Source organism: Mesorhizobium sp. UC74_2 (assembly GCF_042701485.1).
Classification (GTDB): domain Bacteria; phylum Pseudomonadota; class Alphaproteobacteria; order Rhizobiales; family Rhizobiaceae; genus Mesorhizobium.
Genome location: NZ_CP170562.1, coordinates 798,022 through 819,622, shown reverse-complemented (window position 1 = coordinate 819,622; position 21,601 = coordinate 798,022). Strand labels below are relative to the sequence as shown.

Genomic DNA, 21,601 nt, shown 5'->3' with positions numbered 1-21,601 from the left:
CCTGATGGCAAGGATAGGCGAGGCACAGGCACCAGCAGCCGCGCGGGATGCGCTGGCCAGGGGACGCCTGCGTGCTTCGCTAGTGCCGGATCTGCTGATCGAGGCACGCCGCATCGTCAACACCGTGATCGCCGGCTGGCACGGTCGCCGCAAACGCGGCATCGGCGAGGATTTCTGGCAGTTCCGGCCTTATGTCGAAGGCGAAGCGATTGCCAGCATCGACTGGCGCCGCTCGGCACGCGACGACCACATCTACGTGCGCGACCGCGAATGGGAAGCGGCCCATACCGTGTGGCTGTGGGCCGATCCGTCTTCGTCAATGCTCTACAGATCGGCGGGAGCCAAGGTTTCCAAGCAATCGCGCGCACTCGTGCTGACGCTCGCCATGGCTGAACTGCTGTCGCGCAGCGGCGAGCGTATCGCCTGGCCCGGTCTCATCGACCCGTTCATCAATCGCAACGGTGCCGAGCGCATCGCGTCGCGCCTGGCGCAGGCCAGTATTTTGCCCGCAAAGCCGGATTTCTCTGGCATCCGTCGCTTTTCCGACGTCGTTCTGGTTAGCGACTTTCTCGATCCGGCCGAAGAGACGCTCGAATGGCTCGATGGTCTGGCGCGGCGTGGCGCTCGCGCGCATCTGGTCGAAGTGGTGGACCCTGCCGAAGAGACCTTCCCCTATGCCGGCCGGACGGAATTCACCGATCCTGAAACCGGCGACAAGCTGACCGCGGGTCGCGCCGAGATCCTGGCGGACGAGTATCGTAATCTCTATATCGCCCGCCGCGAGACGGTCGCCACCTGGGCGAAACGCCCGCGGCTGGAGCTACACCGTCAACCATACCGACCGCCTGGCCTCGGAAGCGCTGGTCGGCCTGCATATGGCCTTGAGCTCCGACGACAGCCATCTCGGAAGGGTCGGCGCATGAGCTGGCTTCCGCTCTCATTCGGCGCGCCGATGGTGTTGTGGGGCCTGATCGTCCTGCCGATCATCTGGTGGCTGCTGCGTTTCACGCCGCCAAAGCCGCAAACGGAAGTGTTTCCACCGCTCAGGATCCTGGCCAGGGTCCTCAAATCCGATGACACGCCGAACCGCAGCCCGTGGTGGCTGACGCTGCTGCGGCTGGTCATGGCCGCCCTCGTCATCTTCGCGATCGCCGAACCCGTATGGAATCCGCGTGAACGCATCCCGGTCGGCGGCAACCTGCTCGCGCTTGTCATCGACAATGGCTGGGCGAGCGCGCCGGACTGGGACAAGCGTGTCGCGACCGCCGGCCGCCTGATCAACGACGCCGAAAAGAAGGAAATGCCGATCATCCTGGCCTTCACATCGGAGAAGGCCAATCAGGACATCGGCCCCTACGGCGCCGGTGAAGCACGCAGTCGCCTCAATGCGGTCCGGCCGCGCCCGGTGCCAGTCGATCGGGAAGGCGTCTTTCTCGCGGTCGCCAACACGATCGGCGACAAGGCCGGTGTAACTCTGGCTCTGCTGACCGATGGCCTTGCCGCGAAAGACGATGCGAAGGCCTTCGCACCACTGCTCGAACGCAAGCTTGCCAACATTGTCTGGGCCACGCCGGATCGCCTCGACATGGTCGGGCTCACAACGGCCGACAACGGCCTCGATCGTTTCAGCGTCACGGCGGTGCGCGCGCCGTCAGGTGCAACTCCCCGCTTCGTGACTGCCGGTGCTTTCGACGAGAAGGGCCGCCGCATCGGCGACGCTGCAATCACTTTCCGGCCAGGCGAAACATCGGCGTCCGGCGAGATCGTCGTTCCCTTCGAATTGCGCAACGATTTCGCGTCCATTGCACTCGACGGCGAAAATCAGGCGGCTGGCGTGAGGTTGCTGGACGGCACGGCAAAACGGCGCCGTGTCGGCTTGCTCTCCCAGGCGCCGACAGACGACACAAGACAGCTCCTCTCCCCGCTCTATTACATCCGCCGGGCGCTGGAGCCTTCGGCGGATATCATCGAGCCGAAGAGTCCGGACCTGCTGCAGGCCATTCCCGAACTGCTCGAGCAGAAGCCTGCCGTCATTGTCATGGGCGACGTCGGCACGGTGCCGGAAGCCACGCGCGAACCGTTGATCAAATGGATGCAGAACGGCGGCACATTGGTCCGGTTTGCCAGCACGCGCCTGCTCACCGCCGGCAACGACGAAGACTTGCTGCCGGTGAAACTGCGGCTGGGCGAACGTCAGCTCGGCGGCACCTTGTCCTGGACCGAACCGCAGAAGGTGACCGAATTCCCGCCAAACGGCCCCTTCGCGAAACTCGCTCCACCACAGGATGTCACGGTGACCCGCCAGATCCTGGCAGAACCGACCCCAACGCTTGCCGAACGCACCTGGGCCACGCTGGCTGACGGTACACCGCTGGTGACGGCGGATCGCCGCGGCAAGGGCATCGTCGTGCTTTTCCACATCACGCCAGCGGCAACCTGGTCGAACCTGCCGATCTCCGGAAGCTTCGTGGAAATGCTGCGGGCGATCGTCCAGCTCTCTCGCAATCAGGGTGCAACCGGAACAGCGGAAAGTGGAACGGCTGCTTCTTTGCCGCCATACCGGATGATCGCCGCCGACGGGCAGATCGAACCTCCCAATGGTGATGCAAAACCGCTGCAGACCGGCAAAGGACCGCTTGCCGTGACGATCGAGAACCCGCCTGGTCTTTACGGTACGGAAGACAGCGTGTTCGCGCACAACCTGCTCACTGCCGACGCCACGCTGACGCCGATCGCCAGGCCGGCGACATCGGTGCCGATTGTCGCCGAGAGCTACGCGGTCGACGAGTCACGCGATATGAAAGGCCCGCTCTTGTTCGCTGCGCTCGCTTTGCTGATCCTCGATGGCCTCATTGTGCTGTGGCTTGCCGGCCTCTGGCGCCGGAACGCTAGGCGCATCACCACGGCGGCCCTCGCACTGATCATTCTTCCTGCGCTGTTCCTGCCGGTCCCGCCAGCGTCGGCGAACGACGCCAAGCCGGACGACCAGCAGGCAATCGAGGCCACCTCGGTCACCCGTCTTGCCTATGTCTTGACCGGCAACTCCAGCATCGATTCCGTCAGCCGGGCCGGTATGGCAGGATTGACCCGGTTCCTGCGCGAAAAGACTGCCCTGGAACCTGGAGAAGCAACCGGTGTCAACGTTGAGAGCGATGACCTGGCCTTTTATCCGCTCATCTACTGGCCGGTCGACGCTAATGTTCCGGTACCGTCACAAGCGGCGATCGCCCGTATCGACGAATACATGAAGAATGGCGGGACGATCCTGTTCGACACGCGCGACCAGTACGCGGCGTCGATCGAAACCTCGACCAGTCCGGCAACCCTGCGCCTGCGCGAAATCCTCGGCAATCTCAACGTGCCGCCATTGGAACCGGTACCGTCCGATCACGTCCTGACCAAATCATTCTATATCCTCAACGATTTCCCGGGTCGTTTCGCGGGCAGCCCGCTGTGGGTGGAGGCTTCCCTGGAAGCGACAAATCCCGACAACCGGCCGGTGCGAACGGGCGACGGCGTCACCCCGATCATGATCACCGCCAACGATTTCGCCGGCGCCTGGGCGGAAGATGCCAGCGGCAGCCCGCTCTTGCCGACCGTGCCGTCCGACCCGATGCAGCGCGAACTGGCATTCCGCTCGGGCGTCAACATCATGATGTACATGCTGACGGGCAACTACAAATCCGATCAGGTCCACGTACCGGATCTGCTGCAAAGACTTGGGCAGTGACATGAACTGGTCGGTGGCGTTAGAACCCCTGCTCTCCTGGCCGCTTCTGGCGGCGATCCTGGCACCGCTGGCGCTTATCGCAGGTGCGGGTCTGTGGTTCCGGCAGCGCGGCGCTCTTCTGCGCCTTGCAGCGCTCGCCGCCTTTGCGCTTGCTCTCCTGAACCCTGTTCTGCTCGATGAAGAACGGGAAGCCTTGAAAAGCGTCGTGGCGGTCGTCGTCGACCGCAGCCAGAGCCAGGATATCGGCGATCGCAAGGCACAGACGGACGCAGCCCTTGCCGGCCTGAAGGAACGGATTGCCCGTTTCAAGCAATTCGACGTGCGTGTTGTCGAAGCGGGCAAGAGTGGAGCAGCCGAAGAGCGTACCGAAACACGACTGTTCTCCGCCTTGAACGGCGCCCTGCGCGACGTGCCGCCGTCGCGTGTTGCCGGTGCGGTCATGATCACCGATGGCGAAGTGCACGACGTACCGGCCGGACGTTCGGAACTCAACGCGCCGCTGCATGCGCTGATCACCGGCCAGGAGGGTGAAAAGGACCGCCGCGTGCGCTTCGACAAGGCGCCCCGCTTCGGACTTGTCGGCAAGCCGCTCGACATGACCTACCGCGTCATCGCCACCGACGGCCAGACCGGTCCGGTCGAAGTGCGCGTTTCCGTCAACGGCCAGCAGGTGGCCGTCGAACGCGCCTTCGTCGGCCAGGAAATGCCGCTGCAGATCACGGTCCCGACCGCGGGCCGCAACATCGTCGAGCTTGCCATTCCCAAGGAAGACGGCGAACTCACCGACGTCAACAACCGCACGATCGCGCTGGTGGACGGCATCCGCGAGAATCTGCGCGTGCTGCTCGTTTCCGGAGAGCCGCATGCCGGCGAGCGCACCTGGCGCAACCTGCTGAAATCCGACGCTTCGGTGGATCTGGTTCACTTCACCATCCTGAGGCCGCCGGAAAAGCAGGATGGAACGCCGATCAACGAGCTGTCGCTGATCGCTTTTCCTGTCCGCGAGTTGTTCGTCGAAAAGATCAACGAGTTCGATCTGATCATTTTCGATCGCTATCAGCACCGCGATGTGCTGCCGACCCTCTACTACGACTACATCACGGAATATGTCGAAAAGGGCGGCGCCCTGCTCATCGCCGCCGGTCCGGAATATGGCGGCCAGGCAACCATCGCACGCACCCCCCTGATGGGAGCCTTGCCGGGCATGCCAACGGGTGAAGTAATCGACAAGGCTTTCTACCCGCGCTTGACCGATCTCGGCCAACGGCACCCCGTTACGCGCGGCCTCGAGGGCTCCGAGCTCAACCCACCACGCTGGGGGCGCTGGTTCCGTACCATCGGTATCGACCGACCCGAAGGCGAGGTTGTCATGAAGGGCGCCGACGATCGCCCATTGCTGGTGCTTGACCGCAAGGGCGAGGGCCGCGTCGGCATGCTGCTGTCCGATCAGGGCTGGTTGTGGGCACGCGGTTTCGAAGGCGGCGGCCCCTATGTGCAACTCTACCGCCGGATCGCGCATTGGCTGATGAAGGAGCCGGAACTCGAAGAGGAACGCCTGACGACGGAAGGTCGAGGCATGACGCTCGAAGTCCGTCGCCAGACCATGAGCGAGGATCCCGGCAGCGCGCGGATCATCACCCCATCCGGCAAGGCGCTGACGATCAAGTTGCAGAAGTCGGAACCCGGCATCTTCAGCGGCAGCATCGAAGTGAGCGAGATCGGCCTCTATCAGGTCGCCAGCGGCGAGCTCACCGCACTGGCACATGTCGGTCCCGTCAACGCACCGGAATTCGGCGACGTGGTTTCGACGCAGAACATCCTGAAACCCGCAGCCGAGGCCACCGGCGGCAGCGTGCGGCGCGTGGCCGCCGGGACCGGCGCTGATGTTGCCTTGCCCTCGATCGTACCGATCAGGGACCAGGCTGAAGCGGCAGGTCGTGACTGGATCGGGCTGAGGACCACCAATGACAGCGTGCTGAAAGCAGTCTCGCGTGTCCCGCTTTTCGGCGGCTTCCTTGGGTTGGGTCTGCTGCTCCTGGCGATGGGTAGCATGTGGTATCGCGAAGGCCGGTAGGACGAGAGCAAGCAGTCTCTCGCGGTTGGGCAGCCGAAACAACAACGCGCATCGGCCATCGATAAAAGGAAGGCCGCTCGCCGGATACCGGAGGCGGCCTTTCTCTTTTGCCGTCGACGCTGAGGCTCAAGCCTTTTTTGCGGCCATATGGACATGGTGCCGACGGGCATGATGCCGATGATGCTTACGGGCGTGATGCCTGCTTGCGTGATGCCTCTTGGGCGCGACGCTGTGATGACGGTGATGCTTCTTGTGCACGACATGCTTGGCGACTTCGGCTGCATTTGCCGTACCAGTCCCGAGGGCAGGAACCGCGAAGGCAAGCGCCATAGCAAGGCCGAGAGCTGAAAGGATGGACTTCTTCATGGGAGTTGTTCCTTGTTGCGCGGGCCTGTCCGGAGGCACGGCCGAGGGCCGACTGCCAGCGGTCTTCAAGAACCCTGGTGCTGGGGCGGAACAGCGGGCGGCCAATCGGGCGTGACCCGTTCTGCGCGTCGAAGCGCCTTTCCGCAGGGGCCCGCATGGCCACGGCGGGTTTTAGAACAATCCCAGGAAAAGTGCGTAGCGGTTTTCCGTCTGGAATTGCTTAGAAACAAAGGGTTAGAGCGTTTCCGCATTTCCGTGAAAAACGGAAACGCTCTGGATTGCAAGGCCGCCTTCGTGAGGGGGTTCGAAGACGGCCTCGAGGTCGCCAGGACGAATTACATCGTCTTCTTGGCTTCGGCCTTCTTGGCAGCCTTCTTGTGCTTCTTCACCTTCTTGACCGCCATCTTCTCGACCGGCTTCTTGGCAGTCGTGGTGGCGGTAGCCGCCGGGGCAGCCGCAGGGGCGGTCGTCGTGGTCGTCGCGGTCGCCGAAGCGGCGTTGGCGGCGGAGGTGCCGAGAACCGGCATCGAGAAGGCGAGAGCGACGGCGAGGCCGAGAGCGGAGAGAAGGGTCTTTTTCATGATCAACTTTCCTTTGTTCGCAGGCTGGATTTCGAGCTTCACTGGCTGGAATCGTCCGGTGTCACTCCGAGGAGCTTCAATGCGTTGGCGAAGGTCCGGATACCCTGCGCCTGCTTGTGGTCGGCACAATATCGGGTCGCCTTTTTCTGAAGCGCCTTTGCCTGGGCGACCTGCACCGCCTGGGCGTGGTTTTCGATGGCCTCGTCGAGCTGTTGACTTAGCCGGTTGCAACGTTCGCTTCGGGTGATCGCCGCTTCCGCATTCGAATGTCCGGCACCGACCATGGCGAGCGAAATGCCGAACAGCGCTCCCATCCATCGATACGAACTTCTGGGCATGGCGGGGTCCTGATCTCCCTGTTGCGAGGCGCCGCGACCGGTGTTCTGGCCGCTGCGGTTATCGTTATGCCATTGATTTTTTTCAGGAGTTTTTCTGGTTTGTTGAATTTTGTTTCTGGATTGTTTCTGCGGACATTTTGTCGATCCGCTGGCCAAGACACCTGAGCGGCCCTATCCTATATGACGCAAATCACGACCACGTGGCCGGCTGAGCGACCAGTCCAGAAGACAGGTATTGAGTGAAAACCGATCCGCATATTCTCATCGTCGACGACGACAGGGGCATCCGCGATCTGCTGCAGGAATTCTTCGAGAAACGCGGCCTGCGCACCTCGGTGGCTCGGGACGGCACCGAGATGGAAACCATCATGCGGCGTGGTCATTTCGACCTGGTCGTCCTCGACGTGATGCTGCCGGGCAAAAGCGGCCTCGAACTCTGCCGCGAACTGCGCAGTGCCAATCAGGACATCCCGATCATCATGCTGACAGCGGTCAACGAGACGACCGACCGCGTCGTCGGCCTTGAGATGGGCGCCGATGACTATCTGCCGAAACCGTTCGACCCGCGCGAATTGCTGGCGCGGATCCGGGCCGTGCTGAGGCGCAACAGCGGAGCTGTCGAAGCAAAGCGTCTGCCGCCTCGGCAGATCTACCGTTTTGCCGGCTGGACCATGGACTGTTCGCGCCGCAGCCTGGTGGCGCCCGGCGATGTGCGGGTGGAACTGACCGCCGCCGAGTTCAATCTGCTGCATACGTTCGTCAAGAGTGCTCAGCGCGTGCTGACGCGAGATCAGCTCATCGAGCTTTCGGGCGGCGATGGCGCCATCGCCTATGACCGCAGCGTCGACATCCTGGTCAGCCGGTTGCGTCGCAAGATGGAAGACGATCCGAAGACGCCGCAGCTGATCCAGACGGTACGCAGCGGCGGCTATCAGTTCATTCCCGAGACCGTCAGCGAATGAAGCGATTCCTGCCTCAGACCCTGCCGGCCTGGGTCCTGTTGGTGGTGATCGCCAGCCTGCTCGTCAGCCAGGTTGCAACCCTCTACATCGTTGCGCGCGACCGCGCCGCGGCATCCGACGTCGTCGACTACTATCGGCTCAACGATCGGGCCTTCGCCGTCGTGCAGCTGCTCTATTCGGCCACACCCGTGGACCGCAAGCGCATGGCTTCGGGGGTGGCAAGCACCAGCTATGCGCTGACGGTTTCGGACACGCCGGTCGTCGCTTCGTCGATCGCCCAGGACGATCAACTGGCGGAACTGGAAGACATCCTGGTCAGCCGCCTGTCGCGCTTCGGCGTCATCGAAGCGAGGGTGCGGCGTGACGCAGCCACCGAGTCCGAAAAGCCGCCGCGCAGGCCAGGCACCGACATCGGTCAGGTGGAAAAGGATCTGCTCACGCTCTCCGCCGGGTTTGCGCACAGCGACAAGCTGACCGCCTCGATCCAGTTCTCCGACGGTCAATGGCTGAACTTCACCGAGCCGATCATCCCGCCGGGACCGGTGCTGAGCCCGGAAAGCCTGCCGCTCTACGGCATCATGGCCGGACTGGTGGTGGTGATGTCGGTCTGGTCCATCCGCCGCCTGACCGCACCTTACAGGATCATGGAAACGGCGGTGAAGCGCATCAGCAAGGATCTGAAAAGTCCTGCGATATCCGAAGCCGGCAGTCGTGAGATCAGGACCGCGGCGCGCGCCATCAATGTGATGCAGTCGCGGCTGCGCGAATATGTCGAGGACCGCGAACAGCTGGCGGCTGCGCTGGCGCACGACCTGCGCACCCCGCTCACGCGCATGCGCCTGCGGCTTGCGCTGCTGCGCAAGTCAAAGCTGCGCGAAGACCTTGCCAGGGACCTCGGCGATATCGAGGACATCGCCCGCTCGGTCATCGACTTCGCCACCTTCGAGGTGGCTGAAGAGAAAAGCGAGCGCATCGATTTCGTATCCCTTGTGGAGTCGATTGCCGATGGCTTCCCGGAAGTGACGTTGGATGACAACGGACTGCCTTCGCGTGAGTTGATCTGCAGGGCGAGACCTGTCGCACTCAGGCGATGCGTCACCAACCTCGTCCAGAATGCGGTGACCTATGGTCAGCGGGCGCAGCTCAGTCTGCACCATTCGGACAACCAGATTGCCCTGGTCATCCGGGACGAAGGCCCCGGCATACCGCAGGCCAAGCTTGATGCCGTGTTCAGCCCGTTCATCCGGCTGGAGAAATCGCGCAATCGCGAGACGGGTGGCCTCGGCCTGGGGCTGACGATCGCCCGCAACATTGCACGCGCCGCGGGCGGCGAGATCTATCTGTCAAACCATCCCCAGGGTGGACTTCAGACAGAACTTCGCCTGCCACTCGCCACATAAGGCCGAGGGTAAAAAGCTTGGCTGTCGGTTGTCGGTCAACAAGCGGATATTCGACGCTTACAAAGTTCGTGTTGCCGGCAGGCGGCGGAAATACGCACTGGCGTCGCTGCGGTAGGCGAGGATGACGCCACCCCAGACAGCCACGAGATGCAGGACGCGGCTGATGATCATCGACCACATCGCCAGCCCGGCATCACTGAGGAAGTTCAGTGCGTCGCCTCCATCCGCGCCCCACATGATCGGTTCCAGTACCAGGGAAAGCGTACCGAGGCCGCCATAGATCAGCGCCAGCAGGTGACGCGCGACATTCGAGCCGCGCCGCATGAAAGTCGCCAGCGAAAACAGCAGCACATAGGCACAGGTGCGGACTGCAAGCTCGGTGCCGCTCTCGGAAAGCGCCTGCATCGGTCCGCGTGGATCACTCAGGAAACGCGCCGCCAGTTCGGTCAGCGCTGTGATGATCGCGACAATCCAGAACCAGTACGCCATACGGACTGAAGCGGGAGCATTCCGGGTACTCATCTCATTCCCTCCCAGGAGACCGGACGAGCGATATGGGTCACATTCCAAAGCCAGCAAGCCTCCCCTGCCCCGATGGACCACCGGGTCAGGAAGCCTGGCACAATATGCTTATATTCGAAAATACCGGCGGAACCCGCCCGCAACGAATTTCAGAAACGATACGGCCTGCCCGACGTTCCTTTCGTTTTCACGGAAGCGGGGAATTGCTCTAGCGTCGCAGGACAGCCGAGAGCACGTCGCGGATACCGATGGCGCCGACGAACCGCGACTGGTCGTCGAACAGCGCCACCGGCGCTGTCTGCGAACGATGCATCGCAAGCATCACCGTCTTGAGCGAAGTTCCAGGTGTCGCCCAGAATACCTGCGATGCCTCGTCGGGCTGGCGCTCCACGTCCGCACAGGAAATCCACACCGCCGGCTTGCCGTCACGCTCCGCGGCAGCCACCAGTCCGTGGCTGTCGATCTTGAACCGGGTCGTCTTGCGCCGGTCGAGCCAAATCCAGCCATCATCGGTGGTTTCCAGGTCCCGGCGATCGCGCATGACGTTCCAGGCGGTGAGCACGGAAAGCGGATTCACGTTGGAAATGAATTCGCGCACATAGTCGTTGGCCGGCTTCAGCACGATGTCTTCCGGCGGGCCGGATTGCACGATGCGGCCGCCTTCCATGATGGTGATCGTGCTGCCGATCTTGAGAGCTTCCTCGAGATCGTGGCTGACGAAGATGATGGTCTTCTTCAGCGTCTTCTGCAGTTGCAGCAACTCGTCCTGCAGCTTGGTGCGGATCAGCGGATCGAGTGCCGAGAACGGCTCGTCCATCAACAGGATCGGTGCTTCGGTGGCAAAGGCGCGTGCCAGGCCGACACGCTGCTGCATGCCGCCGGACAGCTCGTGTGCGTACTTTTTCGCCCATGGATCGAGGTTGACCAGCTTGAGCTGCTTTTCCACACGCGTCTTGCGTTCGGCTTCCGGCACACCGGCAAGCTCGAGGCCCAGACCGACATTCTCCTCCACCGTGCGCCAGGGCAGAAGGCCGAATTGCTGGAACACCATGGCCACCTGGTGCTGGCGCAACTGGCGCAATGTCGCCTCGTCGCAGGAGACGACATCGACCATGCCGTCACCGTTCTTCACCATCACCTGGCCGCGGCTGACGATGTTGAGCCGGTTGACGGCGCGCAGCAGCGTCGACTTGCCGGAGCCCGACAGCCCCATCAACACGGAGATTTCGCCCTCGTTGACGGTGAGGTTGGCTCCGGCACAGCCCAGCACATTGCCGGTCTGCTCCAGGATCTCGGCGCGGGTCGCTCCCTTGTCGACCATCGCCAGCGCATCGCGCGTATCCGGGCCGAAGACGATGTCGACGTTCTTGAAATCGACGGCGATGGTCATTTCTTGCCTCCCACGCCGATACGCGTCATGCGGTCGAGCACGATTGCCAGCACCACGATGGCAAGACCGGCTTCAAGTCCGAGGTCGATCTTGCGCGAACCGAGCGCGCGGTTGATTTCTGTTCCGAGACCTCCGGCACCGATCAGCGCTGCGAACACCACCATCGACAGCGACAGCATGATGCACTGGGTCAGCCCGGCCATGATGGTCGGCAACGCCGCCGGCAGTTCGACTTTCCACAGAAGCTGGCGCTTGGTGGCGCCGAAGGCTTCGCCAGCTTCGATGATCGCTTTCGGCACCGAAGTGACACCGAGATGGGTAAGGCGAACCGCAGTCGGAATGACGAAGATGATGGTGACGATAAGGCCCGGCGCGTTGCCAAGTCCAAACAGCGTAAGCACCGGGATCAGGTAGACGAAGGTCGGCAGCGTCTGCATCAGGTCGAGTACCGGCAGCATGACCCTGTAGACCTTTGGCTTGTGCGCGGCCCAGATGCCGAGCGGCACGCCGATTGCCATCGAGGCGGCAGCGGCAGCCACCACCAGCACGAGTGTTTGTACGGTCTGCTTCCACAGGCCTTGGTTGATGATGAAAAGCAGGCTCAGCAGAACGCCGATCGCCAGCGCCTTCGAGCGCTGCAGCCACCATGCGAGCAGCGCGATCAGCAGGACGACGACCACCGGCGGCATCATCAACAGCAGATTGACGATACCATCGAGCAGCGTGTTCAGCCCGTTCGAGAAACCGCGAAAGATGGTGTTGAAGTTGTCGGTTAGGAACGTGAAGAACGCTTTTCCCCACAAGCCGACCGGTATTTTCCAAGCGACGCAGGAAATTCGAAACGGGATCCATCTGCCCTCCCTCGTCATGCCTCCGTCCCACCCTCGGGGCATTGTTATCTTGTCACAGCCTGCAAAAAAGGGCAGCCCCCGACGGGCGGCCGCCCTATCACGTCGCCCGCTAGAGCGATTTCGGTCAGCCGCCGATCGCGCTCTTCACGGCAGCAGCAGCATCGCCACCATCAAAGGTCGTCACGCCGGCAAGCCAGGGTGTTACGGCGTCCGGGTTCTTTTTCAGCCAGTCCTTTGCGACGTCGTTGGCGTTGCCGCCCTTGAGGATTCCGTCCATCATCTGGCCTTCCATATCCAGATTGAACTTCAGGTTCTTGATGAAGGCGCCCGCATTCGGGCATTCCTGCAGATAGCCCTTGCGAACATTGGTCGAGACGGTCGCCGCGCCGAAGCCCGAGTCACCCATGCCATCGAGATAGGTGATCTTCATGGCACCCATCACCGGATGCGGCGTCCAGCCGAGGAAAGCGATCCATTTGTTGTCCTTCATCGACTGCTCGGCCTGCGTCAGCATGCCGGCTTCCGAGGATTCGACCAGTTCGAAGCCCTGCAGGTTGTCGGCCGGATTCTTGATCATGTCGAGGATGATGCGATTGCCGTCATTGCCGGCCTCGATGCCGTAGATCTTGCCCTCGAACTTGTCCTTGAATTTGCCGAGGTCGGTCAGCGTCTTCACGCCGCCTTCGGCAACATAGGTCGGCACGACGATGCCGTAGCCTGCACCCGAAAGGTTCTCCGAAATGGTCTCGACCGAACCGTCAGCGGTATAGTCCTTGATGTCGTTGGTCATCGACGGCATCCAGTTGCCGAGGAAGACGTCGAGGTCCTTGTTTTTCAGCGAGGCATAGGTGACCGGCACCGAGAGCTGGATCACCTCCGGCTCGTAGCCGAGCGCAGTGAGCAGCACGGATGCAACCCCCGTGGTAGCCTGGATATCGGTCCAGCCGACATCCGACAGGCGTACTTTCTTGCAGCTTGCGGCGTCGCCGGCAAATGCCGCGCTGGTGGACAGCAAGGCAGCCAGGCCGAATCCTGCGACGATAGACTTCATGCGCAACATGAACTTTCTCCCATTGTGTTTGTTTGGCGAAGCGGATTCCTGCGCCTGGCCTTGTTGTGTCAGCCAAACACCATTCTTGTGTTGTTTCAAGCACCAGGAGATACGATTGACGGCGCGCATTGGCCGATCAGCGACACGGCCAAGCTTTTTTGGTGGAAGGTCCGAAAGCACCTCTCCCCGCCGCCCTCAACTTCTGCATAAAGGGTCATGGCCAAGCTCTACTTCAATTACGCAACCATGAACGCCGGCAAGACCACCATGCTCTTGCAGGCTTCCTACAACTATCGCGAAAGCGGCATGACGACGATGCTGTTCGTGGCCGGCCACTATCGCAAGGGCGACACGGGTTTCATTTCCTCGCGCATCGGCCTGGAAGCCGAGGCGGAGATGTTCCGTGGCGGCGACGACCTCTACGCCCGCATCGCCGAGCACCACGAGCACACCACCGTGCATTGCGTCTTCATCGACGAGGCACAGTTCCTGGAGGAAGATCAGGTCTGGCAACTCGCCCGTGTTGCCGACCGGCTCGGCATTCCGGTGATGTGTTACGGATTGCGCACCGATTTCCAGGGCAATCTGTTCACCGGTTCGCGTGCGCTTCTGGCCATCGCCGACGACCTGCGCGAGGTGCGCACCATCTGTCGCTGCGGCCGCAAGGCGACGATGGTCGTGCGCCTCGGCCCCGACGGCAAGGTTGCCCGGCAGGGCGAGCAGGTGGCGATCGGCAAGGACATCTATGTTTCGCTTTGCCGTCGTCACTGGGAAGAAGAGATGGGCCGCGCGCAACCCGACGATTTCATCGGCTTTTCGCGTCCCTGAGACGCATGTTTGCGACTTGGGCTACAAGCTGCGGCCAAGAGTACTATGGCCGTTCGCCGGCAGCTGCTGATACGCTGACGGCGTCACTGTCCATCCGAGGAACGATCATGAAATGCCAGGCACTCGGCCCAGCCATCGCCATTCTCACCACGCTTTTTGCCCTGCCCGCGCTCGCCGACGGTGATGCGGTCGCTGGCAAGAAGGTGTTCAACAAGTGCATGGCCTGCCATGACGCCACATCGGAAAAGGACAGGCTCGGGCCGCATCTGATGGGCGTCTTTGGGCGGACCGCCGGCACCGCACCAAGCTATCTCGCCAAATATTCGCAAGCCATGAAGGACGCCGGCGCAGCGGGCCTGGTCTGGAACGACACCTCGCTGGCCGAATATCTGCGCAGCCCGAAACAGAAGGTTCCAGGCAACAAGATGGCTTACATGGGCCTGAAGGACGATGCCGAGATCGCCAATGTCATCGCCTATCTGAAAGCCGATCCAAAGCCTTAGCCCAAAGGCAATTGTCGTGTGCATCGCTGCCGGCAACGATCACCTCCGCAGCGAAAGCAACGCATGTGTCTTTCAATCGCCAATCGCCCCACATATATTCGCCGCAGGCTGCCACGCGCAGTTTTGGGTTTGCCACCGCTAGGGGGATCTGATGGCGACATTGCAGAACTTCGACACCGAAATCGCCAAGACCAGGCAGGTCGTCGAGGACATGCGTTCAAAGATCGAGCAGTCCGGTACGGTGCTCGACACGCTCGCCAAGGCCGATCAAAAGATCGGTGACGCCAATTTCGACATTGAGAACGCCCGCATCCAGGACGTTCTCAAGCAGCAAAAGACGATGGAAGCCAACATCGCCGATCTCATTATCGGCCTTGAAGACGCGACCAATGTCTTCGGCTCCGAATTCGAAAGCATGAAGAACTACACCGGCTGGGAGAGCTTCGTCGGCATCTTTTCAGCGCAGAAGAAGCAGCGCATGCGTACCGACCGCGTACGCAACATGTCGCTCGCCGGCAACCTGCAGGAGCTTCTGGCCAAGTCCGACACGATCGTCGGCATCCTGAAAGCGCAGAAGGAAGTGCTCGACCAGCGCTACAAGACCTCCGAGACCAGCCTTTCGCAGGTGATCGAACGTCGCAAGGCGACCATGGCCGAACTCGAGGCCGTCCAGAAGCGTATCCAGGAGCTGAACCCGCTGCTGCTGGACATCGAAAACAAGATCGCCGCCTCGACCAGCCAGAAGGAGCGCACCGCGCTGGAGAGCGACCGCACCAAGCTCGCCACGGAATACAACGAGCGTCAGGCCAAGGAACAGGAATTGCTCGCGGCCAGCCAGACGCTGGAACGCTATACGTCGATGTTCCAGACCTTCGTGGACTCGCTGAACAATCAGATTGCCGCACAGTCGACGTTGATCAACAAGCTGACCATCGATACCGAACAGCGCATCGTACTCTACAAGGCGCTGGAGGATTCGTTGAAGACGGCCGCCCAGCAGGATGTCGCGCACAAGATCAACACGCTGGGCTCGCAGGTGGACACCACCGCTGAAGAGACGATGGCCGGGATTGGCGCCGCCGCCCAGAAACACATTGGCGACCTGCTCGAAATGCACGAGAAGAACATGGTCGCAACCGCCGACATCCAGCGCCGCAAGAAGCTGGCCGACGATGCCTTTGCCCGCCGCTTCGACGAAGTCATGAAGAAGCACAATTCAGCGAACTATGTTCAGTCCTGACCTTAGAGCGTTTCCGTTTTTCAAGGAAACGCGGAAACGCTCTAACTCTTTGTTTTTGCGCAATTCCGAACGGAAAACCGTGCACACTTTTCCTGGAATTGCGCTAGCCCGGCAGGACAGTTCACCTTCATCCATGCCTTTTTGTAACCCCACCAATTGTTTGGCTCCCCTGATACGGAAGGGAGCCAAGGCATGAGCATCGAAACCGATGCGGCCGAGCGCTATTTCTCGGCTATAACGGCCGCCTTGTCCGGTCTCGAGATCTTCATGCGCGACGATCGCTCGCCGCTTTACCGGCATGGCATCGTCGCCAAGATCGTGGCCGAGTACATAAGCCGTCTCGACAAGTCCTTCACCTGCTGGCGCAACCGTCTCGGCTTCATGGAGACTTTCAAGATCTCCCGCGCCGAAAGCGGCTATCCGGTCTTTCAGAACCTGCTTGAGCTGGAGAACGACCGACGCCAGGCCGACAGCAGGCTGGCCACCATTCCGTCGGCGCGCGAACTGCGCGCCGAAATGGCCGACTTCATCCTGCGCCACAAGGAATTTCCGACGACGCTGCAGAAGTCGATGGCGGAGCGGCTTTACCTGGAAGACATCAAGAGCGGCGAGACCTTTGGTCCCTTTACGCTGGCACAGACCGCCAAGGTCTCGGTCAATCCGAAGTCCGGCCTGCCCTATTATCTGGTGCATTGGGCAAGTTTCGACGGCACCGCCAACCTGCCGCTGGTCTATATGGTGACAGTGGAGGATTCTTCTGATGACGTCGTGCGCCAGTTGGTCGGCAAGGATGGTCGACTCAATGAAAAGGTCGAGATCCCGCTGCCCGTGGACGGCTTGCTGAACCCTGATCTCGCACGGCGCTTTGACGACTTCACCGAAAAGAACTCGTCCTATTCGCTGTCTCCGCTGACGATCGCCGTCAATCTCGACAAGGATTTCGAGCCGCTGCATCCCAAGCAGTTGCGGCGCGTGGTTCTTGGCCCCTTTTATTCCGCCGGCATCACCGACAACAACTCGACGGTGACCGAGGTGCTGGCCAAGGTGCGCAAGCCGGAAAACGCCTGGCTGCTCACCTGGACGATCCAGGAGGTCTATTCGAAAGGCGAAAAGCCCGGCCGCCGCGGCCTTTTCTCCAGCGAGAAGACCACTCAGGAATTCTTCATCAACACCGACGACCTGGAAGCGACGCGTCAGGGCGTTTCCAGTTTCGAAAACCATGCGCTCGTGCCGCATGAAGCCTATCAGGCGCTCTATGCGGCCGGCGAAGCCCAGAAGATATTCAACGGCTACAAGGTGCACATCCTGTCTGGCGGGCGGGTGATTTCGGACGTCTAAGCAAGCCCAGGCTTTTCAGAACTGGATCATGCGACGACAACAACGAGCCTGACCGAGACTACGTAACGAGGGATCGAATGGACACCGGGCTTACCACCATTCCCGAGGCCGACATCGAGAAGCACCGCGCGACCGCGCAGAGCTTCATCAACCGCATCGTCGTACTGGAGGATTCGTCCGGCGAATCCGGCACTGCGCTTGCCGGCACGGGTCGCCGCTTCGTCTCCACGGTTTCGACCGGATCGCTGCGCAAGACGCGCGAGGTCGAATTGCAGAAGACAGTGGCCTCCATCCGGCCGGACGACCAGTTGATGTCGATCCCGCAACACACGCTGCTCTACCGTGCTCGACGCGGCATTGCCGTGGCATTGGCGGTTTCGGACATCTTTGCGCGCTCGACCGACCTTGAAGGCCTGCAGGCACAGAACGCGCGTTCGCCGCTCGAGGGTGACCCAGCCACGCAATTCAAGAAGCTGCTTTCCGCTTCCGCCTATGTCGCCGCTTTCGCTTTTGCTTCCTATCTGGCTCAGCTCATCGACAGCGATGGTGAGGCGCCGAACGACATTGCCGAACCCGACTTTCTGTTCGACACGCCGCAGGATGCGGTGAAATCTCTTGTTGCAGGCCTCGACAGGGCGCTCGCCGGCACCAGGGACGACGCCGATCTCTTGACCCGTGCGAAGAGTTTCGCGCGCGTCGCCATCGATGGCCTGCTTGCACGCAAGGCCCGCTTCGACGGGCTTGGGGCCTTCGAGAACACACATCTTCGCATCGACACCGACGACTTCACCATCGACGGCTTCGATGTCGCGCCCGGCAAGAAGTCGAAACCGCTTGTCATGACCTTCAAGAAGCCCGAAGAGGTCGTCGGCAATCACATCGCCAAATACCAGTCGGTGAAGCTGGCCAAGATGCTGATGGCCTACGACTTCGACCGGGAGCTGAACCCGTTTGTCGAACTCGGCGGCTTCCTTTTCACCTTCATCGGCGACGGAGCACCGGGCACCGGCAAGACCACGCTGATCCAGATGATCGCCGGCCTGGTCAACGACTACTGCAAGGTCGCCGGTTATGCTTTCGCCTACGAGAATTTCGGCGTCGACCAGATCTCGTCCTACCAGGGCAAGTCCGGCCAGAACTGCCGGCAATTCATCAACAATGTGCTCAATCCGCGTGCGATCGGCTTCGGCACCATCGACGATATCGACCAGGTGGCGGCCAAGCGTTCCGACGACCGTGCTTCCGCCGGCCAGCAGGAAATCACCGGCGTCCTGATGGACGCCTTTGCCGGCGCAGGGACAGTGGTGCGCGGCAACTGCGCCTTCGGCATGTTTTCCAACTATCCCGAAAATGTCGACGACGCATTGCGCCAGCGCGCCGGCGCCCGCTGGCTGGTCGACGGCCCGCAGACCCGCGACGACTATATCGACATCTTCGTGCTGCTTGCCGGCAAGAACCACAAGGTTCCGCTCGGCGACCACAAGCTTTATGCCGCCCAGGAGATCCAGCGCGCCGTGGCGGAGGCCTATGAGGGCCATGACAAGCCGCACGAGGACGGGCTGCTGAAAGTCTATGACCGCTTCATCAAGGAAAGCGGCGAACCGAAGACGCTGGAAGATGTCGGCAGCTACCTGCACCTGATCAAGCAGGCCGAGCCGCGCTTTACCGGCCGCGCCATCAAGAACGTCACCGACGCCATCAAGATGCGTGCCATGGACATCGAATTGCCTGACGAGTGGTTCGAAAAGCCGGAAGCCTTCATGCACAAGAGCTACGACGACAAGAAGGCGATGATCGAGGAGTTGCGCCGTCCATTCGACATGGACGTTATCATGCAGGAGATCAACCGCTACGCCGATTCCGAATTCCGCTACGCCGACAAGTCCGATGATGCCGCAGTCGACAGGCTGCTGCGCGACGCCCGCCTGCGCGAACGGGCAGCCAGGGAAATGGAGGAATTGAAGAAGAAGGGGCTGTGGAACGCGTAATGGACCTCCTGCGCGACAACGAACTCATCTACGGCCGGCTGCTGCCGGTCGACGAGCCGCATCTCATCGACCGTTACAACAAGGCGCTGAAGGCGTTCGGCTTCAAGCCGACCAGGCTGAAGAGCTTTCACGTCGACCGCACCGGCTTCTCGCCCGAGATCGCCGAGGAATGCGGCGACTATGACTATCTCGATCCCAACGGTATCAATCGCCGGTTCATCATCCTGACCCCGTCGCAGATCGACTTGCCGGTGGTGCACACGGCTTTCTCGAACACCTCGCAGCTGATGTTCGAGTTCATGTCGAAGAACAGCCGCGCCATCGATGCGCTGACCATCAAGGACGTCATCTATGGTGAGATAGAGGATTCGGTCTCGACGGTGAACGACATCGAGGACCTGCTTTCCATCAACCAGGTGGAATTCCGTGTCCTTTCGGCCGAGGACGTTCTCGGCAAGGCTTCGGAACTGGGCACGCTGGTCGACCGACTGAAGCAGGAACCCGACGCCTGGCGTGACAACAAGATGCTGGAGCGCATGGTGGAACTGGCCAAGGTCACCGGCGACATCCGCGAAAACGCGCTGGTGCCCGACCAGGTCATTTTCCGCCACAACGCCTATTGGACAAGCCATTTCGGCGGGCTCTACGTTTTCGTCGACCCAGATGTGACCACCGTCATCGGCGACCCTGCCGCACCGGGATTCCGGCGCTCCCGGCCATGGCAGGTGAGCTACCTGTCGATCAAGGATCCTGACGCCGTCTTCCGTTTCCTCGCTTCCAGCGGTCGTATCGAGCTGCCGCGCGCCTCGTGGATCGAAAGCTCAGGCTATCTCGAGCACCGCGCCGAAATGGTGGTGCGCAACCTGATCTGGCAGTCCGATCCGGATCGCAATCTGTCCAGTGTCGACAAGGTCTGGTTGCAGACGTGGATCCACAACAATGCTTCAACGATCAACCGTGACGGCGATTTCCCCTTCCTGAATGCCGCCAAGCGCGAGATCGGCCAGCTCGGCCAGCTCAGGATCGAGGATGTGCAACCTCGGCAGCGCTTCCTCGTCGTGCGCGCAAGACCAAGGCATGCCGATGCCTGGCTGACCAACCGGTTGATCTCGGATTTCGTACCGTCGGATTTCGTTGCCCGGTACGTCTTCAACAAGCAAGGTTTCTACAAGGACTATGAAGGCTTCAGCGAGGCCTGGCGGTCCCATGTTGTCGACGTCCTGAAAACCACATATCTCAGGGACAAGGAGACGTTCAGAAACCGTCTCTACGGCCTGACCGACTAGGGGGTGCCACGGCATGCTAGATCCGATCGTGAATTTCATCACCCGGATATTCCAGTGGATCGGCCGAGGCATTGGCCTGCTGATCGGTATCATCCTGTGGCCGTTCATGTGGGTGGGCCGTTGGTATTTTCGGCGCGGCTGGATCCTGAAGACGCTGGTGGGCGTCGGCCTGCTCATCCTCCTCGCCCTCTATGCCAACTTCTTCTACGCGACGCAGTGGTGGAACAATTTCGACCCGAACTACGTCGACAAGTACAAATTCGAGAGCCGCAACGTATCGGCCGGTGAACAGGTGACCGCCGGTGGCGGCACCGACACGACCAAATCATGCGGGCGCTCTGCGATTGCGGGCGTCGCGGCCGACCTGACCGATTTCAACGTGAACCAGAACGCCTGGATCTCGTCGATGATCCTCTACAAGGTCGGCCTGTTCGGCTATGATTGGGACAAGACGCCGTTCATGGACAACAAGGCCTCGTTCCAGCGCGGCATCAACCAGGCGGTGCGGCGCACCGCCACCGAACTCGCCGACAATATGGGCCGCGTGCGCACCACCTCGCAGATCGACGGCGACCTGCAGGATGCACGCGGTAATCTGCAGTTCGACGAATATACTTGGTATTTCGGCTTGAGCCCGTTCGGCCCCAAGACGCCGACGCCGAGCTATTACCGTGATGCCATCAAGAAGCTGCGTGCTTTCAATGCCAGGCTCGGCGCCTGCCAGGCGGTCTTCGACGCCCGCGCCGACAATCTCAAGCAGTATCTCGACCGCATCGCATCCGACATCGGCTCGACCTCGGCAATCCTCAAGGACCGGGCGGAGAACTACAATTACGGTTTCTTCGATCCGCGTGCGGATGATCGTTTCTGGTTCGCCTACGGCCAGCTCTATGCCTATTACGGATTGATGATGGCGGCACAGGCCGACTACGAGGACGTGCTCAAGCAGAAGAATCTCAAGAGCCTGTGGGACACGATGGATGCCCAGTTCGTCTCCGCCCTGCGCATTCAGCCATGGCTGATCGCCAACAGCGACGAAACAGGCATCTTCGCCACGCATCTGACGACGATGGGCTTCTATGTCCTGCGCGTCCGCTCGAACCTGGTCGAAATCAGCAACGTGCTGGCGCAATAGCGAATAGCGAATAGCGAA

Annotated in this window: 17 protein-coding genes and 2 pseudogenes; 13 read left to right on the top strand and 6 right to left on the bottom strand. The window is 61.3% G+C overall.

What is annotated here, in order from left to right:
• The first annotated feature begins 4 nt into the window (after nt 1-4).
• The 4 genes and pseudogenes from ACFJIU_RS03790 (at nt 5) to ACFJIU_RS03775 (ending at nt 6,152) form a co-directional block, all read left to right on the top strand.
• Nucleotides 5-923: pseudogene (locus ACFJIU_RS03790) on the top strand (DUF58 domain-containing protein).
• On the top strand, nt 920-3,730 hold the full coding sequence (locus ACFJIU_RS03785; protein ID WP_379067639.1) for a DUF4159 domain-containing protein: 2,811 nt from the start codon (nt 920-922) through the stop codon (nt 3,728-3,730). Before ACFJIU_RS03790 ends, ACFJIU_RS03785 begins: the two are co-directional and overlap by 4 nt.
• Before the next feature lies 1 nt (nt 3,731).
• A complete protein-coding gene (locus ACFJIU_RS03780) occupies nt 3,732-5,804 on the top strand; it encodes a hypothetical protein (RefSeq protein WP_379067637.1) in 2,073 nt (690 codons plus the stop codon).
• 147 nt (nt 5,805-5,951) lie between these two features.
• Nucleotides 5,952-6,152, top strand: coding sequence for a hypothetical protein (locus ACFJIU_RS03775; protein ID WP_379067635.1), 201 nt, complete (start codon nt 5,952-5,954; stop codon nt 6,150-6,152).
• A gap of 353 nt (nt 6,153-6,505) precedes the next feature.
• Here ACFJIU_RS03775 and ACFJIU_RS03770 read toward each other — a convergent pair whose 3' ends face one another.
• Nucleotides 6,506-6,751 carry a hypothetical protein gene (locus ACFJIU_RS03770; RefSeq protein WP_129413796.1) on the bottom strand — a complete coding sequence of 82 codons (246 nt, stop codon included), beginning with the start codon at nt 6,749-6,751 and terminating at the stop codon, nt 6,506-6,508.
• A gap of 38 nt (nt 6,752-6,789) precedes the next feature.
• Complete coding sequence (locus ACFJIU_RS03765) at nt 6,790-7,245, bottom strand: hypothetical protein (protein WP_379067633.1); 456 nt, start codon at nt 7,243-7,245, stop codon at nt 6,790-6,792.
• Between the two features lie 83 nt (nt 7,246-7,328).
• Here ACFJIU_RS03765 and ACFJIU_RS03760 point away from each other — a divergent pair, with 83 nt between their 5' ends.
• Together ACFJIU_RS03760 and ACFJIU_RS03755 are read left to right on the top strand one after the other, a co-directional pair.
• Entirely contained in the window at nt 7,329-8,051 is a 723-nt protein-coding gene (locus tag ACFJIU_RS03760; protein ID WP_379067631.1) for a response regulator, read from the top strand.
• Entirely contained in the window at nt 8,048-9,451 is a 1,404-nt protein-coding gene (locus tag ACFJIU_RS03755) for an ATP-binding protein (protein ID WP_379067629.1), read from the top strand. The genes ACFJIU_RS03760 and ACFJIU_RS03755 overlap by 4 nt, the downstream gene beginning before the upstream one ends.
• 57 nt (nt 9,452-9,508) lie before the next feature.
• Here the strand turns inward: ACFJIU_RS03755 and ACFJIU_RS03750 are convergent, their stop codons facing one another.
• The 4 genes and pseudogenes from ACFJIU_RS03750 to choX form a co-directional block, all read right to left on the bottom strand.
• Nucleotides 9,509-9,973 (bottom strand): hypothetical protein, encoded by a 465-nt coding sequence (locus ACFJIU_RS03750; RefSeq protein WP_379067627.1) that lies wholly within the window; start codon nt 9,971-9,973, stop codon nt 9,509-9,511.
• A 208-nt stretch (nt 9,974-10,181) separates the two neighbouring features.
• Nucleotides 10,182-11,363: a choline ABC transporter ATP-binding protein gene (gene choV, locus ACFJIU_RS03745; RefSeq protein ID WP_379067625.1), complete on the bottom strand. Its 1,182-nt coding sequence runs from the start codon at nt 11,361-11,363 to the stop codon at nt 10,182-10,184.
• Nucleotides 11,360-12,215 (bottom strand): annotated as a pseudogene (gene choW, locus ACFJIU_RS03740) (choline ABC transporter permease subunit). The gene choV and the pseudogene choW overlap by 4 nt, the downstream one beginning before the upstream one ends.
• A gap of 123 nt (nt 12,216-12,338) precedes the next feature.
• Nucleotides 12,339-13,274 carry a choline ABC transporter substrate-binding protein gene (gene choX / locus ACFJIU_RS03735; RefSeq protein WP_379067623.1) on the bottom strand — a complete coding sequence of 312 codons (936 nt, stop codon included), beginning with the start codon at nt 13,272-13,274 and terminating at the stop codon, nt 12,339-12,341.
• A 207-nt stretch (nt 13,275-13,481) separates the two neighbouring features.
• Here choX and ACFJIU_RS03730 point away from each other — a divergent pair, with 207 nt between their 5' ends.
• The 7 genes from ACFJIU_RS03730 to ACFJIU_RS03700 all read left to right on the top strand — a co-directional run bounded on the left by ACFJIU_RS03730 (nt 13,482) and on the right by ACFJIU_RS03700 (nt 21,583).
• On the top strand, nt 13,482-14,093 hold the full coding sequence (locus ACFJIU_RS03730) for a thymidine kinase (protein ID WP_379067621.1): 612 nt from the start codon (nt 13,482-13,484) through the stop codon (nt 14,091-14,093).
• Between the two features lie 107 nt (nt 14,094-14,200).
• Complete coding sequence (locus ACFJIU_RS03725) at nt 14,201-14,596, top strand: c-type cytochrome (RefSeq protein ID WP_379067619.1); 396 nt, start codon at nt 14,201-14,203, stop codon at nt 14,594-14,596.
• A 151-nt stretch (nt 14,597-14,747) separates the two neighbouring features.
• A complete protein-coding gene (locus ACFJIU_RS03720) occupies nt 14,748-15,836 on the top strand; it encodes a hypothetical protein (RefSeq protein WP_129413787.1) in 1,089 nt (362 codons plus the stop codon).
• A 192-nt stretch (nt 15,837-16,028) separates the two neighbouring features.
• Entirely contained in the window at nt 16,029-17,174 is a 1,146-nt protein-coding gene (locus tag ACFJIU_RS03715) for a hypothetical protein (RefSeq protein WP_379067617.1), read from the top strand.
• Nucleotides 17,175-17,251: 77 nt separating this feature from the next.
• Nucleotides 17,252-19,162 carry an AAA family ATPase gene (locus ACFJIU_RS03710; protein WP_379067615.1) on the top strand — a complete coding sequence of 637 codons (1,911 nt, stop codon included), beginning with the start codon at nt 17,252-17,254 and terminating at the stop codon, nt 19,160-19,162.
• Nucleotides 19,162-20,448: a DUF6638 family protein gene (locus ACFJIU_RS03705; protein WP_379067613.1), complete on the top strand. Its 1,287-nt coding sequence runs from the start codon at nt 19,162-19,164 to the stop codon at nt 20,446-20,448. The genes ACFJIU_RS03710 and ACFJIU_RS03705 overlap by 1 nt, the downstream gene beginning before the upstream one ends.
• Before the next feature lie 13 nt (nt 20,449-20,461).
• The gene (locus ACFJIU_RS03700) at nt 20,462-21,583 is read left to right on the top strand and encodes a DUF2333 family protein (RefSeq protein WP_379067611.1); all 1,122 of its coding nucleotides are present in this window, start codon (nt 20,462-20,464) and stop codon (nt 21,581-21,583) included.
• Nucleotides 21,584-21,601 lie beyond the last annotated feature (18 nt).

Coding starts and splice junctions, on each gene's coding strand:
- ACFJIU_RS03750 (WP_379067627.1), bottom strand. CDS start 9,973: ATGAGTACCCGGAATGCTCCCGCTTCAGTCCGTATGGCGTACTGGTTC.
- ACFJIU_RS03755 (WP_379067629.1), top strand. CDS start 8,048: ATGAAGCGATTCCTGCCTCAGACCCTGCCGGCCTGGGTCCTGTTGGTG.
- ACFJIU_RS03775 (WP_379067635.1), top strand. CDS start 5,952: ATGGACATGGTGCCGACGGGCATGATGCCGATGATGCTTACGGGCGTG.
- ACFJIU_RS03770 (WP_129413796.1), bottom strand. CDS start 6,751: ATGAAAAAGACCCTTCTCTCCGCTCTCGGCCTCGCCGTCGCTCTCGCC.
- choX (WP_379067623.1), bottom strand. CDS start 13,274: ATGTTGCGCATGAAGTCTATCGTCGCAGGATTCGGCCTGGCTGCCTTG.
- ACFJIU_RS03705 (WP_379067613.1), top strand. CDS start 19,162: ATGGACCTCCTGCGCGACAACGAACTCATCTACGGCCGGCTGCTGCCG.
- ACFJIU_RS03720 (WP_129413787.1), top strand. CDS start 14,748: ATGGCGACATTGCAGAACTTCGACACCGAAATCGCCAAGACCAGGCAG.
- ACFJIU_RS03725 (WP_379067619.1), top strand. CDS start 14,201: ATGAAATGCCAGGCACTCGGCCCAGCCATCGCCATTCTCACCACGCTT.
- ACFJIU_RS03710 (WP_379067615.1), top strand. CDS start 17,252: ATGGACACCGGGCTTACCACCATTCCCGAGGCCGACATCGAGAAGCAC.
- ACFJIU_RS03785 (WP_379067639.1), top strand. CDS start 920: ATGAGCTGGCTTCCGCTCTCATTCGGCGCGCCGATGGTGTTGTGGGGC.
- choV (WP_379067625.1), bottom strand. CDS start 11,363: ATGACCATCGCCGTCGATTTCAAGAACGTCGACATCGTCTTCGGCCCG.
- ACFJIU_RS03715 (WP_379067617.1), top strand. CDS start 16,029: ATGAGCATCGAAACCGATGCGGCCGAGCGCTATTTCTCGGCTATAACG.
- ACFJIU_RS03780 (WP_379067637.1), top strand. CDS start 3,732: ATGAACTGGTCGGTGGCGTTAGAACCCCTGCTCTCCTGGCCGCTTCTG.
- ACFJIU_RS03700 (WP_379067611.1), top strand. CDS start 20,462: ATGCTAGATCCGATCGTGAATTTCATCACCCGGATATTCCAGTGGATC.
- ACFJIU_RS03730 (WP_379067621.1), top strand. CDS start 13,482: ATGGCCAAGCTCTACTTCAATTACGCAACCATGAACGCCGGCAAGACC.